The 15,501-nt window shown below is 64.9% G+C and carries 14 protein-coding genes and 1 pseudogene; 6 read left to right on the top strand and 9 right to left on the bottom strand.

From position 1 onward, the window contains the following. Positions 1-7 precede the first annotated feature (7 nt). Positions 8-763 (bottom strand): acyltransferase, encoded by a 756-nt coding sequence (locus tag B9C43_RS32090; RefSeq protein ID WP_033380474.1) that lies wholly within the window; start codon positions 761-763, stop codon positions 8-10. 378 nt (positions 764-1,141) lie between these two features. Between B9C43_RS32090 and B9C43_RS32085 the strand changes: the two genes are divergently transcribed. Next, a complete protein-coding gene (locus B9C43_RS32085; protein WP_084430589.1) occupies positions 1,142-1,726 on the top strand; it encodes an RICIN domain-containing protein in 585 nt (194 codons plus the stop codon). 224 nt (positions 1,727-1,950) lie between these two features. Further along, entirely contained in the window at positions 1,951-3,351 is a 1,401-nt protein-coding gene (locus B9C43_RS32080) for a vanadium-dependent haloperoxidase (RefSeq protein WP_200825791.1), read from the top strand. 37 nt (positions 3,352-3,388) lie between these two features. On the opposite strand, the gene B9C43_RS32075 is transcribed toward B9C43_RS32080, so the two are convergent. From B9C43_RS32075 to B9C43_RS58770, 3 genes and pseudogenes are all read right to left on the bottom strand, one after another. Next, positions 3,389-5,395, bottom strand: coding sequence for an ATP-binding protein (locus B9C43_RS32075; protein ID WP_235038972.1), 2,007 nt, complete (start codon positions 5,393-5,395; stop codon positions 3,389-3,391). Positions 5,396-5,534: 139 nt separating this feature from the next. Further along, complete coding sequence (locus tag B9C43_RS58775; protein ID WP_235039005.1) at positions 5,535-6,068, bottom strand: helix-turn-helix transcriptional regulator; 534 nt, start codon at positions 6,066-6,068, stop codon at positions 5,535-5,537. Positions 6,069-6,131: 63 nt separating this feature from the next. Next, positions 6,132-6,585, bottom strand: a pseudogene (locus B9C43_RS58770) (hypothetical protein); the annotation flags it as partial. A gap of 636 nt (positions 6,586-7,221) precedes the next feature. Here B9C43_RS58770 and B9C43_RS32065 point away from each other — a divergent pair. From B9C43_RS32065 to B9C43_RS32050, 4 genes are all read left to right on the top strand, one after another. Beyond that, on the top strand, positions 7,222-7,701 hold the full coding sequence (locus B9C43_RS32065; RefSeq protein WP_033380482.1) for a hypothetical protein: 480 nt from the start codon (positions 7,222-7,224) through the stop codon (positions 7,699-7,701). Positions 7,702-7,829: 128 nt separating this feature from the next. Next, a complete protein-coding gene (locus B9C43_RS32060; RefSeq protein ID WP_051894826.1) occupies positions 7,830-8,255 on the top strand; it encodes a calcium-binding protein in 426 nt (141 codons plus the stop codon). Between the two features lie 58 nt (positions 8,256-8,313). Further along, entirely contained in the window at positions 8,314-8,799 is a 486-nt protein-coding gene (locus B9C43_RS32055) for a hypothetical protein (RefSeq protein WP_143446746.1), read from the top strand. Continuing rightward, positions 8,796-9,638 (top strand): hypothetical protein, encoded by an 843-nt coding sequence (locus tag B9C43_RS32050; RefSeq protein ID WP_143446745.1) that lies wholly within the window; start codon positions 8,796-8,798, stop codon positions 9,636-9,638. Before B9C43_RS32055 ends, B9C43_RS32050 begins: the two co-directional genes overlap by 4 nt. Positions 9,639-9,735: 97 nt before the next feature. Here B9C43_RS32050 and B9C43_RS32045 read toward each other — a convergent pair whose 3' ends face one another. The 5 genes from B9C43_RS32045 to B9C43_RS32025 form a co-directional block, all read right to left on the bottom strand. After that, a complete protein-coding gene (locus B9C43_RS32045) occupies positions 9,736-12,060 on the bottom strand; it encodes an ATP-binding protein (protein WP_200825790.1) in 2,325 nt (774 codons plus the stop codon). Between the two features lie 44 nt (positions 12,061-12,104). After that, complete coding sequence (locus B9C43_RS32040) at positions 12,105-12,893, bottom strand: SDR family oxidoreductase (RefSeq protein ID WP_033380489.1); 789 nt, start codon at positions 12,891-12,893, stop codon at positions 12,105-12,107. Positions 12,894-13,017: 124 nt separating this feature from the next. Beyond that, entirely contained in the window at positions 13,018-13,269 is a 252-nt protein-coding gene (locus tag B9C43_RS32035) for a lasso peptide biosynthesis PqqD family chaperone (protein ID WP_033380490.1), read from the bottom strand. 192 nt (positions 13,270-13,461) lie between these two features. Further along, positions 13,462-14,247, bottom strand: coding sequence for an AfsR/SARP family transcriptional regulator (locus B9C43_RS32030; RefSeq protein WP_084430584.1), 786 nt, complete (start codon positions 14,245-14,247; stop codon positions 13,462-13,464). 175 nt (positions 14,248-14,422) lie between these two features. Next, complete coding sequence (locus B9C43_RS32025; RefSeq protein WP_051894827.1) at positions 14,423-15,493, bottom strand: NlpC/P60 family protein; 1,071 nt, start codon at positions 15,491-15,493, stop codon at positions 14,423-14,425. Positions 15,494-15,501: the final 8 nt, after the last annotated feature.

The raw sequence follows: 15,501 nt of genomic DNA, 5'->3' as shown, positions 1-15,501 counted from the left end.
GGTCAGCTTAAGAATCCTCGAGGATCTTGCGCACGGCCTCGCGTGCCTTGCGGTCCATATCGGCGATCGCGGCCCGGCGCTCGGCCTTGGCTTCGTAATCGGCCAGGCGGTCACGCACGACCTTCGCCGGTGTACCCACGGCGATCGCGTAGTCCGGGATGTCCCCTCGCACCACGGAATGTGCGCCCAATACGCAGCCACGGCCGATCCTGGTGCCGCGTAACACCGAGACCTTGGTGCCGATCCACGTGTCCGGGCCGATCCGCACCGGTGCCTTGACGATGCCCTGGTCCTTGATCGGCAGGTGGATGTCTTCGGTGACATGGTCGAAGTCGCAGATGTACACCCAGTCCGCGACCAGCGACGCGTCACCGAACTCGATGTCGAGGTAGCAGTTCACCACGTTTGCGCGGCCGAACACCGCCTTGTCGCCGATCCGCAGCGACCCCTCGTGGCACCGGATGGCGTTGCCGTCCCCGATGTGCACCCACCGGCCGATCTCCATGCGGCCGTACCCCGGCCGACAGTGAATCTCGACGTTCTTGCCGAGAAACACCATGCCTCGCAGGATGATGTGCGGGTTCGCCAGCCGGAACTTCAGCAGCCGCCAGTACCTGACCAAGTACCAGGGCGTGTAGGCCCGGTTGCGCAACACCCACCGCAGCGAGTCCATGGTCAGGAACTTGGCCTGGCCCGGATCCCGCCGCGCCCGCCACCAGCCCCGCGCCCGCTCAGCGATGGGCGATCCCCACATCGACGTCATACTCGCAGACGTTAGATCATCCCCCCGGCCAGCGGACCGCGAGGCATCCGGCACCCGTTGATCGAGTCAGGATCACCATTCGATGGGTTGATGGAACATCAGACAATCATGGCGATCCACCCTGCCTTTTCTGACTCCCGATGACCAACAATTTGCGACGTGAGACATCGTGGTTCTATAAAACACGAAATGTCTGAAGAATGACATTGACCGCAAGACGCCATCGCATGGCCTTGAAACCTCCCCGGTCGTATGACCAGAATAGTCGCCTCTGTTTCCCTCGTCGGGATTCACTCTCGCGTCCCTTGGAGGGAATTCTACGTCGTCGCCTTAGTTCCTGACTACTTTCCGACTTGACCATTGAATGGAGGAGAGCTCATGACCGGGAGGGCAAGAAGAATTCTGACTCGAGCGACCCTGGGTGCGGTATGCGCACTGTTAGCCGGTGGGATCACCGCGTTCGCCGGTCCCGCCGCGTCCGCGGCTGAAGCCCGGGCCGGGGCGGCCGATGTGGCGGCATTCGCGGTACCGCCGCACAGGATCATCAACCGCAACAGTTACAAGTGCCTGGATGTCAAGTACAACGACACCAGGGTGGCCACCAATCCAGACAAGACGTACGTCGTGCAGCGCCGGTGCGACCACCGGCGCTACAGCCAGATCTGGACCGGTGACTACTACGGCGGCGACGAGTATCTCGTCCGCCACGGATACAGCGACAAATGCCTGGATGTGACCGGGGCCTACGACGCGTATCTCGTACTCCACTATTGTGACCATTACCGGGTGACGCAGCGATGGCACATCACCGGGGTGGGACACGGCGACCACGTCTTCTACAACCCGGCCACTGATATGTGCATGGGTGTCTACCGTTCCGATCGCGCAGACGGCGCGTACGTGGTGACCGAGTACTGCGACAAGTACAAGAAGAACCAGCGTTGGTTCGCCGGACGGGCGTAGTACCGCCGCCTTACCGCGACACCATCCGCTCTTCATTGTTCACACTACGCCTCGTCGGATTCCGAATCCGACGAGGCAGGAGCACGCCTTTTCACACAAAAGGTAACTTCGAGGAGGGCGTTGATATGCCCACACGTGTTTTCGTCCGCCGCTGGCTGGTGGCGGCCGCCGTCACCATAACGGCTGCAGCAAATCTCGTTCCGAGCGCGCCTGTGTCACATGCCGTGAACACTGACACCACCGACAGCGAGATTGTGCGCTGGAACGAGGCACTGTTGCAAGCCATCCGTGATGGCACCCTTGGGCCGCCGATGGTTGCCCGCGCCCTGGCCATCGTGCACACCTGCGCCTACGACGCCTGGGCCGCCTACGACGACAGGGCGGTCGGCACCCGGCTGGGCGGGCAACTACGCCGGCCACCCCGCGAACGCACCTTGGCGAACAAGAACGAAGCGATCAGCTTCGCCGCCTACCGAGCCGCTGTCGACCTGTACCCGGGCGGCAGCCAGCAATTCGCCGACCTCATGCGGCAACTCGGCTACGACCCTCTGCACAACCCGACCGATCCCACCAGCCCCGCAGGCGTGGGGGTCACCGCCTGCGCCGCGGTACTGGCTTTCCGGCACCACGACGGCGCCAATCAGCTCGGCGATCTCGCACCCGGCCCGTACACCGATTACACCGGCTACCGCCCGATCAACGCTCCAATGACCGTGGCCGCCCCCATCGACCCCGCCACGGTCCGCGACCCGAACAAATGGCAACCGCTGGTCTTCACCGACCAGTCCGGCCGACACGTCACACAGAGCTTCCTCGCACCGCACTGGGGCAAGGTCGCACCGTTCGCCCTGAAGTCCGGAGATGAACTACGCAGCCCCACCGGCCCGGCCATCTTCGACAAGAAGGCCTACCAACGGCAGGCCCGCGAGATGCTCACAATCAGCGCCAACCTCACCGACCGGCACAAGGCGATCGCCGAATACTGGGCGGACGGCCCCCGCAGCGAGACTCCCCCGGGCCACTGGTGCCTGTTCGCCCAGTTCGTGTCCCACCGAGACGGCAACACCCTGGACGAGGACGTCAAGCTGTTCTTCACACTGACCAACGCGCTGCTGGACGCGAGCATCGGCGCCTGGGACAACAAACGCTTCTATGACTCGGTCCGGCCGATCACGGCCGTGCGGTTGCTGTTGCGTGGGCAGCAGGTGCGGGCCTGGGCGGGCCCCGGCCTCGGCACCCGGACGATCGACGGCGGCACCTGGAAGCCATACCAGCCAACGTTCTTCCCTACCCCGCCGTTCGCCGAGTTCACCTCCGGGCACTCCACCTTCAGCGCCGCCGCGGCGGAGGTGCTGAAGGCGTTCACCCGCAGCGACAGGTTCGGGCTCACCGCGACCGTCCGGGCCGGTTCCTCGAAAATCGAACCCGGCATCACACCGGCGACCGACATCACCCTGTCCTGGGCAACATTCAGCGCCGCCGCCGACGAAGCCGGCATCTCCCGCCGCTACGGCGGCATTCACCTGGAGGAAGGCGACGAGGAGGCCCGCAAACTCGGCCAGCGAACCGGCCGCCGCGCCTGGACCAAAGCCCATCAGCTCTTCCAGGGTCACGGCATTCCCTGACCCGCCACTTCCCAAAGCGGAGGCGAATGCCGAACTGTCATGTCAGCTGAGAGCTGTCCGTCTTCTCTGCGAGTGCGAAGGCGACGCCTTGCGCGAGGGTGAACCGGTTGCCCTGCCGGAAGGCCGCACTGAATCGCTCCTTCCCCAGGGCGCCAAGGGTTTGCGACTCGCAGGTCTTGTGGTGGGCTATGAAGTACTCGGACCCGAACAGAGGCAGGCCGAACGTCGGCCAGTACCGCTGGGCGACCCCCAGCAGGACGGCTGCCAGGTTGTGGTTACCGGCCCCCGCGGCGATCCACGCCTGCAGCTCGAGTGCCTGTGTGAGGCCGACGATGTCGCGGAAGGTTCGCTTGAGCCGCAGGCAGTCACACACACAAGCTGTGGCCTCCATCCACTTGCCTCTCCGCCACTCTACCAACGCAAGGACATACAGCGCGTAGGAGCGAGCCCAGGTCTCCCCGTGCGCATCGCTGACCGTGAGGCACTCCTCACAGAGGTCGACCGCTCCGTCAAGATCGCTTTGAAAGGCGCGTGTCAGGGCGAGCTGGAGACTGGCGAGCAACGCTGTGCTGGTCAGCTCACGATTGGCGTGATGGCGGGCCACCGCCTCCTCCAGCAGTGTCGCGGCTCGCGGTAGATCACCACCGAAAAGGCTGGCCACGCCCAGCATCTGGGTACCGTACGCCAGCGCCTGCAGGTCCCCCAACTGTTGAGCCAAGGTCCGGCATTCCTCCAATTTGGACACGGCTGCGGGTACGTCGCCCTGGAAGACGGTGATCCGGCCATCGCGCCAGAGCGCCCCGGCCCGCATCCTCGTCGGCTGCGGATTGAGCGAGAGAGCCCGGTCCAGCCAGCGCCGTCCCTCCTTCAGCAGGCCGCTGGCCGTCCAGTAGAACCACAGCGCGCTGGCCATGCGCAGACCGAGGAGTTCCTCGCCTGGTTCGCTGAGGCAGAAGTCCAGTGCCGTCCGCAGATTCGCGTGCTCGATTCGCAGCCGGTTCAACCATTCCGACTGGTGAGGACCGAACCAGTCGGGCACGCCCTGCTCGGCAAGACCGAGGTAATGGTCCCGGTGCCGCCGGCACATCGCCGCTTCCTCACCCGCCCGGCGCAGCTTGTCCATCCCGTACAGCCGGATGGGCTCCAGCATCCGGTACCGCATGACACCGACACCGTCGCTCCTGGTCAGGATCGACTTCTCCATCAATTCCGTCACCAGGTCCAGCACCTCGACGCGCGGCAGGCCCGCATCGGCGCAGACCTCCTCGACGGCCTCGATGTCGAAGTCGCAGGGAAACACCGACAAGCGGGCCCACAACGTCTTCTGGCCGAACGAGCACAGGTCGTAGCTCCAGTCGATAGCACGACCCAAGGGTTCCAGGCGGGGCATGGCGACCCGGCTTCCGCCGACGAGGAATTCGAAGTAGTCGCTCAGGCCGTTCAACATCTGCTCAGGTGACTGCGCGCGAACGCGGAGCGCCGCGAGTTCGATGGCCAGTGGTATTCCGCCCATCCGCTCGCAAATCCGGGCGACTGCCGTCCGATTGTCTTTGTTGACCGTGAAGCCCCGCCGGGCAAGCTTGGCACGATCAGCGAATAGTCGTACGGCCTCATATCGGGACGTTGCCCTCGCCGTCGTCGGCGAATCGGGATCCGGCGTCGACAGCGGCGGTACATCGAGGACACGCTCCCCTGTCACCCTGAGCACCTGCCTGCTGGTGGTCAGCACCCGCAGCCGTGGCGCTGTCGCCAGCAGCCTGCTCACCAGGCTCACGCAAGCGTCCAGCAGATGGTGACAGTTGTCGACGACCAGGAGCATTTCCTTGTCCGCCAGGTACTCCAGCAGCGTGTCCAGCACGGACTGTCCCGGTCGGCACTGAAGTCCCAGGACATCCAAGAACGACTGGTCCAGCAGCCCGACGTCGGACAAGGCGGCCAGCTCGACCAGCCACACACCGTCGGGAAACCTGGCGCGCATGTGCGCGGCGACCCGCAGGGCCAGCCGTGTCTTGCCGATGCCGGGGGCACCGGCCAAGGTCAGCAACCGTCCCTGGCGCAGTAACCGGACGGCGTCGGCAACCTGTCGGCGGCGACCAATGAAGCTGGTGGTTTCGGCTGGGATGTTACAGAATGTCCGGCTCGACCTGCGGGTTGTCACGTGCCCCGGGTTCCCCGCTGTTCAGTCATCCATGCGACGATCTGGACGCGATTGGTGAACCGAGCTTGGCCAGGACGCGTTCGACATGGCCCTCGGCGGTGCGCTGGGCAATCACCAGCCTGTCCGCGATCTGTTTGTTGGTCAGCCCTTCGGCGACCAGCTCGGCAACCTGGCGTTCCCGCCGGGTCAACGACCCCTCCGCGGTGCCCGTCGCGGCAGGTGCCTCGGTGGTGGGCTCCGGTTCCTCGCCGAGCGCGTAGCCGACCGCTTCCTCGAGGCCGAGTTCGGCACCGCGAGCGAAGGCGGCGTCGAAGGCACGATCACCGAGGACGTGGCGGGCCTGCCGCTCGCACACCTCGTGCGGGACGGCCCAGTTCGGGGAACCTAACTGGGCTTGGCCGCCGGTCGAGACCCAGAGCTGCTGGACGGCGCCGAGCAACACCGCCGCCCGCTCCCCATCTCCGGCCGCGGCCGGAGATCCAGGCCAACGCGTCAACGACCACCGCCATACCCACGAGGTCGTTGAAGGCCTGCTTGAGCCGCAACGATTCCCGCGCATGCGTAGTCGCCTGCTCGAACTCGCCCTGAGGAAACTCGGCCAGGACAAGCGCGTACAACGCATACCGGCGAACACCGACGCCCGCGCCCACAGGACCTGCTCCTCCGGCGTGCACAGATCGAAGCTCCAGTCGATCGTCGCCCGCAACGTCTGGTGGCGGGGCAGCGCGGCTACCCCCACCAGCAGCCGGAACCGGTCATCCAGCCGCCGCGGCAGCTGTTGCGGCGGCAGCACACGCAGCCAGGCCGCGGCCAGTTCGATCGCCAACGGCATCCCGTCCAGCCGATGGCAGATCCAAAACAAGCAGCACCTGCTTGTCCCGAAGGTAATCCGCCACCGCCTGCGTCTACAGTCCCGGATCCTGCAACGCCTCCAGCTCCCCTAGCCACACACCATCCGCGAACGCCCGCCGCACCTGCCCGGCCACCCGCAACGCCAGCTGGGTCTTGCCCACCCCACCCGGACCGGTCAACGTCAGCAACCGCGTCGACGACAACAGCTGTCTCGCGGCGGCCATCTCCTGACGACGCCCCACAAAGCTGCCCAGTTCCGCCGGAAGATTCCCCCTTCGCGACCACTGCGCCTCGCCGCCCACCAGCCCAGAATCAACAACGACACCCCGTCAACCCCGGCCGCTGACGCATACCGGCCAACGCCGACTTCACGCCACCCGCTAACCACGACGGCTGTTGAGCCACGCGGCGACTTGCGTCCGTTTGGTGAAACCGAGTTTCACCAGGACCCGTTGGATGTGCCCTTCGGCGGTGCGCCGACCCCTTCCTCGGTCACCTTCCACCCACCCCGCACTCGGAACCCGGTGAGGGCCTGTGGCTCGTCCGCCAGATCAGTGACCTTGTCGAGATCCGGTCTGGGGAGTCCGGCTGTACCGTGCGGCTGCACATTCCGCAGTCCACTCCGGCGCCCGATGGCCGGAAGTGACCTTTGTCCAGTAAGCGCCACCGCTCGATATTGCCGAACGCCGGCTGTCAGGCATAAGTATTAGACCCGCGAAAGTTAGTCGCGAGATGTCGGGAGATGGTGGCCGCCAAGTCGGCCGCCGCAGATTTTAGCTTATTCGTACGTCATTCCACGAACATTATTTATTCTCTCAAGAGAGAAGGTCATTCCCGTGGGGCACCTCATGAGTCGAAGCGTGGGCCGCGCATGGCGCGGCGCGATCATCACAGTCGCAACAGTCTTCGCGATGGGCGGCTTATCCAGCCCGGCAGGCGCGACCCAGAGCGGAACCTTCAACGACGTGAAAATCGACATTCACGGAGGCAACGCCGCCGCTTTCAGCGGCTGCGTCACGTACGCGAAGGTGAGCGCGAAAAGGAACAAGATACCTCAGTCCAACGCATGCAAGAACTTCGCGCGTGCCACCGCAGGCTCGGTCGAGCTGATGAATGTCTCATTGTTCGTCGACCAGGAGGGCCATGGACGCAGAACGCACAACAATGTCAAGATCACGATTTCCGGCGGTGACGCCACCGCTGTCGCCGGCTGTGTGAACTACCTGCAGGGCACCGCCTCGCCCGGACAAGTCAACGCCTGCAAGAACGCCGCGGACGCGCAAGGGGGAAGCGTCAAGCTGGATCACGTCGACATCGTCATCATCCAGCTTGGCGGCTAGGACAGGAGGCAGGGCCAGGCGGGGCGCATTGACTGTCTGTCCAGCCCTTGATCCGCTCTGCTCTTGTCCACTGTGGCCTGCGAGCATGCGTGGCGGGCTCGCAGGCCACACCGAACGAAAGGTGAGGCATGCCAGCACCATTGACACAACTCTTGGCCGTCGTTGTCGCCTCATCGGGCTTGTTCCCGGTGACCGCCGAGCCGTCGAACCCGCTGGAGTGCACGATTCTGGGCACACCAGGCGCCGACTACTTGCGCGGAACACCAGGCGACGACGTCATATGTGGTCTCGAGGGCAACGACGTGCAGCTCGGCCGCGACGGAAACGACGTTCTCATCGGCGGACCTGGCCGGGACATCCTGGTGGGCGGGCCGGGCAACGACGAACTTTTCGGCGACGACGGCAACGACGTGCTCCTGGACACCGAAGGCATCGGGTTCGAAAACGGAGGCGACGGAACCGACCACTGCATCGGAATAGGCGGGACAGCGTTCGTCCGTTGCGAACGCGTGATCACGCTCCCATACCAGGAGTGGGAACGAGCGGCCGGATGAATCCGCAAGCCATCTGGAACGAAGAAGGGAGGGAAAGACAGTGCCCATGACGCGGACCATGACACGGTTGCGGCGGCTGGCCGCGGTTCCGGTTGTGTTCGCCGTGGCCGTGACGACCGGCGGCCGGGCCGATGCTTCGGCAGGCTTTGTCGAAGCCGAAGCCAGCTGGCGAGACGATGTCCTCACCGTGAGCTTCCGGGAGGCTGGACTTGAGCCTGGTGCGACAACGACGATCTCGGTGATGGCGAGGGGCACGGTCAACGCGGTGTGCAAACGGGCCGGCAACGTCGTGATGTCTGTCCACGCCACTGGGACGGTGAAAGACGTTTCCGATTACACAGCGGCGGACAACGGATCGGTGGACGGTGTCCGTGCCGTCAACCTGACGGTGGATCTCCCAGCAGCACAAGGCTTGGACTGCACCCTGGCGGCCGTCCGGTCGTTCTCGGTCGCCCTGCGGGACCTCACTACCGGCGCCGCGACAGACATCCACGGCCAAGACCCGCCCGGCCGGACACCCAGCCAAGGAGCCGAACAGCCGTGAGCAATCACAGATCTCGTCCCACCCGCATGGTGCTCGTCGTGTTCGCGGTTTCCGCCATGCTCGGCGCCGGGTTATCCACGGCCGCACCCGCTGCGGCCGGCGACGCGGATATCCGGATCGTCGGCGGCACCGCCTCGAGCGCCGTGGTCTGCGGCAACGTTGCCGCGGCACAGGACCTGGCGCGTCAACGCGGCATCGCGATACAGCGCACCAGATGCACCGCCAGAGCCATCGGTGGGAACGTGGCCCTGGAGAACGTTGACATCTATGTCCGCAGGACCGCTCCGGTGAGCGGCGACGCGGTGCTCGCCGCGGTCACTACGAACCAAACTCCTGGTGTCGCACAGGCGAATTGCAACAATCATCGACCTGGTGCACCTGTCGGGGAACAACAGCTCAACAAATGCTGGGCGATCGCTCACGGTGGACGGCTGTTCCTCCAGAACGTCAAGCTTGTCAACCACCACAGCGACGGCAGCATCAGCTCGCGATCGGTGACCGGCGTGGCGGCCTTGCCTGCTGGTGACGGGAGCGCGGATGCGTTCTGTGCCAACATCGTCTCGGATCCGCTGAACCAACGGGACGACTGCGGCGGCGTAGGAGCGGGTGCGACCTGGAGCATGCGCGGCGTGGATGTCGTCATACACAACCCGGACGGCACTTCTTCGACCCGGCGCGGCATCACGGTCGAAGTCCGGGGTGGCAACGCGAACGCGACCATCCACTGTTTCAACGTCACGGATGGCAAGGGCCGGGTCATCCAAATCAACATCTGTAATGCCGACGTGCAGGGCGGCGGGGCGACACTCCGCAATGTCACGATCCACAGCACCGCCTGACCCGGGAAGCCGGGGGAGGACCCGGGCAGCTCTCGCGGGCGGTGTTCGTGGCGGCTGCCGGAGGTGGCGTTGTCCCAAGAGCACCGCCCCCTTCACGTCACCTTCGGCAGTTCGTCAGTCTCGTTTGTCCGATGACCCAGGACGCGAGTTGGGTACGGTTGGTGAAGCCGAGTTTGGCGAGGATGCGTCCGACGTGGCCTTCGGCGGTGCGCTTGGCGATGACGAGTGAGGTGGCGATCTCCTTGTCGGACAGGCCTTCGGCGACCAAATCGGCGACCTGTCGTTCCCGGCGAGTGAGCGGTGCGGGCGACGGCATGGGTGCGGGCGCGGAGGCTGAGATGCGCTCGTCGAGGGCGTAGGCGATGGCTTCGTCGAAGGTGAACGCCATGCCACGGCCGAAAGCGACATCGAACTCGACGTCACCGAGCGCTCGGCGGGTGACAGCCTCACAGTGCTGGTGTGGGGCGCCGAAGTACTTGGAACCGAACAAAGGGTAGCCGACTGATGGCCAGATCCTGGCGGCGGCGCCGAGCAGGACACCAGCGCGGTCCGGCATGCCCTGTGCGGCGGCGTTCCACGCGAGGACCTCGATGGCCAGGGTGACGCCCAGCAGATCGTTGAAGGTCCGCAAGGTTCGCAGGCAGTGGCGTCCGTGGGCCGTTGCCTGAGCGTGCTCCCCGCGGCTCAACGCGATCACGGCCTGTGTGTAGATCACGTAGGCGTGGGCCCACTGCTCACCATGTTCCTCCACGATCGCACGGGCCTCCTGGCAAATGGCGGCGGCCCGGTCGAGGTCTTCGCGGAAAACGGCGGTGACTGCCAGTTCGGCCCACGCCATCATCACGTTGCTGTTCATCTCGCCGAGACGCAGATACCGCTGCTGTGCTTCCTCGAACAGTTCCTGCGCCACGGGCAGGTCATCGCCGACCAGTGCGTTGCAGCCCAGCCGATGGGTGGCATAGGCCAACGCGACTTCATCACCCACCTGCAGTGCGTAATCGCGGCACTCCTCCAACGTTTTCACGGCGGACGTGACATCACCCTGCAATGTGGAAACGTGTCCGTTGACCCACAACGCCTTGGCCCGTTCCCGGCTCGGGCTTGTGTCCGCGCCCAGTGCCCGGTCGAGCCAATGCCGCCCCTCACCCAGCACTCCACATCCGGCCCAGTAGAACCACAACGTCCCCGCCAGGCGCAAACCGACCCGCGTCTGGCCCGGACAACTCAGACAGAACTCCAACGCGGCCCGAAGATTCGCATGCTCGATCCGAGTCCGCTCGAAAATGTCCGCCTGTCCAGGACCGAACCACTCCTGCTCGTTCCGCTCGGCCAGCCTCAAGTAATAGTCCCGATGCCGCCGGCACACCTCCGCCTCCCCCAGTTCATGTAGCTTGTGCCTGCCGTACTCGCGGAGCGTGTCCAGCATCCGGAATCGCGGTCTGGTGCCGTGCGGCTCCTGGGTCAGCACCGACTTGTCCACCAACCCGTCGACCAGGTCGATCACCTGATCCGGCCCGATACCGTCACCAGCACACACCGTGTGCGCCGCCTCGAGATCAAATCCACCTGCGAACACCGACACCCGCGCCCATAAAACCTGCTCATCCGGACTGCACAACGCGTAACTCCACTCGATCACAGCCCGCAAGGTCTGATGGCGCGGCAACACCGAACGACTACCCACCACCAAAAGCTGAAAACGATCGTCCAACCGCCGCAAGATCTGCTCCGGCGTCAACACCCGGACCCGAACCGCCGCCATCTCGATCGCCAGTGGAAGACCGTCCAGCCGATGACAAATCCGCGCGATGGCCGCACGACTGCCGGCATCGACTCGCAACGTCGGCGCCACGGCCCGCGCCCGCTGCACAAACAAACTCATCGCCTCATTGCGCTCCAACTCGCCGTCAACGAGCCCATAACGCAAATCCGGCAAAGGCAACGGAGACACCGGAAAAATATGTTCACCCTCACAACGCAACGCATGACGACTGGTGGCCAGAACCCGCACCCCAGGGGCCGCGGCCAACGACGCCGCCACCAACTCAGCACACCCTTCAAGCACATGCTCGCAGTTGTCCAGCACCAACAACAACTGCTTGCCCGACAAACTCTCTGCCAGCGCCGCCAGCGGTAACCGGGCAGAGTGATCACATATCCCCAACGCGTCGGCCACCGTGCGCGCCAGCAAGGCCGAGTCCTGCAGCGCCGCCAACTCGACAAACCACACCCCATCCACGAACGCCCGCCGGACCTGCTCAGCCACCCGTACCGCCAAGCGCGTCTTGCCGACCCCGCCCACACCCGTCAACGTGACCAATCGAGCAGCGGATAGCAGCCGTCTGACCTCGACCACCTCACGATGGCGCCCGACAAGGCTGCTCACTTCAGCTGGCAGGTTGCCCTGACGCCCCTTTGCCACCACTGCCTCCTGTCACCCCGAGCCGACTGACGATCGAGTTCCCCTCACTGCAACTGTCGGCGTCTCCGTTCGCCGTACTTGCACAGCAGCGGTACAGCCCGTTCGGCCAGACGTGGGACCAGGGCGCTGGTTCGCAGCAGCACACCCCGCCACGCGGGCAACGTGCGCACGGCACGGGGAGAATCGAGCATTCCCACAGCGGCGTCAGCCACATCCCCGGCGCGTAGCAAACGCGTACCGGTGAACAACATCGCCGACGAAGGGCTTCCGGCCACCTGCCGCACCATGGCGGTGTCAGTTGCGTCCGGACATAGTGCCCGCACCCGAACGCCCCTGCCGGCGGCCCGCATCTCTACGTTGACACTGTGGCAGAAGCTCAGCACGGCCGCCTTGGTCGCCGCGTAGACCGCGAGGCCAGGCACCGGGCCATGCGCGGCCAACGATGCCAGGCACAACAACTCTCCGTCCCGCATGACCTCCAAGGCCGTGCGGCAGCCGTAGATCACGCCGAGCAGGTTCACCTCGACCTGGCGTCGCACCTCCTCGTCGGTGATCTCGTCGACGCCGCCAGTGAACAGCACGCCGGCGTTGCAGACCCACACCCGCAAGGAGCCAATCCCCACCGCATGCCGCGCGACCACCCGATTCGCTTCAGGGTCGGTGACCTCCAGCCGGAACGCCGTGCCCTGTCCGGGCAGATTGTCCACAGTAGACCGAGCGGCCACCTCGTCCTTGTCGGTGACCACGACGTGCATTCCCCGCCGCGCCAGCCGATCGGCGATCGCGGCGCCCAAGCCCCGGCCCGCGCCGGTGACGACCGCGACATCCACCATGCCGTGTTCACCGATCCCGGTCGCGGGTGTGATCAGTCATCCGCATTGCACAAGAATGCCGCCTCATCGGCCACCCGGACCAACGCATACCCGCCAATGACCACTCTTGGCCACATGACGTTCGTCATGTCACCAGCCCGGCTTCGCGAAGCCTGGCAAGCAAGTTGTGCACGTCCCTGGTCACCGTGTCCCGATCCACCAAGTAGCGATCGAGCACCGCGGTGATCGCCTCGTCGATGTCGCCACCGTCGAACAACACACGCAATGCCAGCGCACCCGTCGAGTTGACAAGCCAGTACAGCCCACTCAGCTCATCGAACAGGGCCGTCCCGTAGTCCGTCTCGGCGAAGTCGACACGCTCGCGCAGCCTGATCATCGTGACTCCAAGTCAGGCGCGTGGCGGTGATCGGGCCGCACACCGTCACCGCCACGCGCGATTTCCCCGCCTCGGTCACGCGAATTCCGCCACCGACCTACGGGAAGCCGAACAGTTTTGCCGACCATTTCCAGTCTGCCCGATTACGGTTCATTGCCGGTGCATGGAAGGTATAGGCCTGCTCCGATGTCCTCAGCGGATCTGACGCAGGTCTCGACGGAACGGCTCGGTCACCTCATCACCGGCCAACATCTGCTGGTGCAGTTGCCGCAGTTCGGCACCCGGCTCGATGCCGAGCTCGTTGACAAGGAAGCGATATGCAGTTTGGTAGGCGGCCAGCGCCTCGGCCCGCCGCCCGGAATGACACAGGGCGACCAGCAATCTGCACCACAGGTGTTCTCGCGTGGGATACTCTATCGTCAACGCGCGGAGCGTCGGAATGACGACGTGATGCTGGCCGAGCGCGACGTGGGCGTCCAGCAGGTCCTCACGCACGGCCCAGCGCTGTTCCTCCAACTTGGAGGTCTCGGCCTGTCTGACGTCCACGGGCAGTTCCTCGAAGGGGTCGCCGCGCCACAGTTCGAGCGCCGCGTTGAGGTGTTCGACGGCCCTGCCAGGATCGCCGTCGTGCAGCGCGTCCCGCCCGCGCCGCGCCGCCTCCTCGAACAGGCACACGTCGAGTTCCCGCCGATCGGCGAACACCCGGTATCCACCGGCACGACTTTCGATCCGATTTTCCGGATCATTGGCGTCAGCCAGTTTTCGGCGGAGTTGCGACACATATGTCTTCATACTCCCGAACGCGTTCCGTGGCGAGTTACCCACCCATAGCGTCGAATGGATGAGATCAGTGCTCACCCAGTTCCCCGGGGTGAGCAGCAACAGCGAGAGCAACGCCCGTTGCTTGTGTTGAGTTATCCGCAACGGCGCGCCGTCCGGACCGTAAACCTCCAATGACCCAAGAAGGCGGAACATCATAATTTACCCCTTTAGTTCCGCGTACGCCTGCGACGACAAGCGCTGCGGCTTTCGCATATTCTCCGACGCCCAACTCCGCAGCCACAAGGCACACGACCAAGATAAGGCGTACATACTTACCGTATCAGGAGATCACAGCGAAGGCAGTGGCCATAGAAAAGGCCCACGGAGCAGGTCAGATCCGCTTCGCAGCACGAAATCCTTTGGAGAAACGGCCGCCTCCATCAAGAAGTGAGGCGCCACCGAAATCGCCGAACGTAGGACCGTCTGCCGCCGACCGGCTCGAAATGAACCGATGATGATGGCCACTGTCCATCCCGAGATAAATACCAGCGAAGTCGATCTGGCGACCTCCCTCCTGGTCGAGATCGAAGAATACGAGGTCACCAGGCTGCAGCAGGTTGTACGCTTGCGCGCGTCCGCCGCCGTCGGGGATGATCGGCACACCGGAGCCGAGTTCGTACATCGCATGGGCACTGCGTGGCAATCCCGTGCCGCGCGTGTTCGAGCCGAGCAGCGGATAGCCGAGCCGGTAGCCATACACCAGCCGCAGGAAGCCCGAGCAGTCGACCGCGCCGTAGGTTCCCTCGGCGGGTTTTCTGTGCACCCCGTCCGGAAACGTCCACCGCAGGCCGAGGTACTCGTAGAAGTCGGCGGCCGCCGACGCCGTCCGGTCGTCCGCTTCGGACGGACCGGAGGACGCGTCGCCACGGAAGCGCACGTTCTTCTCGTTCGTCCCGCTCGGCGCGCCATCGAGGTATTCCATGGTGACACCGAGAACGTCTGGGCTTCGGTCGCTCAGAGCCGAATCCAGCCACGGCCGGAACCATGCTGTGGCCTCCTCGCCCTCCCGCCACTCGTGCGGGATGAGCCGCACCCAGGCATTGGAGGTGACGGTGGCCCGAGTCGTCCGCGGCTCTTGAAATGTCCGGCTGTGCCCAGTGAGGACGACCGTGCGAGCTCCATCGGTGAAGGTGGCCACCACCGCGCCCGCCTCGTCTCGCACCACCGTCCGGGCGGGACGAGCCAGCCGCTCGTAACGGTACTCCGACGCGACCGGAACAGCGGCGTCGTGAATCTCGAAGGCATTGATCGACGCCGAGGTTCCCGCACCGGACGGATTGTGTCCGAAGTGGAGCGTCGCGGTCACGGACAAGCCGACCACGACCAGCAGCGCGGTGACGCGAGTCGCCCGGCTCCACTGTTTCCGGAGTTCAATCCTGGCCAATGACATCAGCGAATCCACCTGTTTCT

Origin of the sequence: Kibdelosporangium aridum, from assembly GCF_900176515.1 — a bacterium.
In the GTDB taxonomy this organism is placed as follows: domain Bacteria; phylum Actinomycetota; class Actinomycetes; order Mycobacteriales; family Pseudonocardiaceae; genus Kibdelosporangium; species Kibdelosporangium aridum.
This window is presented reverse-complemented; position numbering and strand designations above follow the sequence as displayed.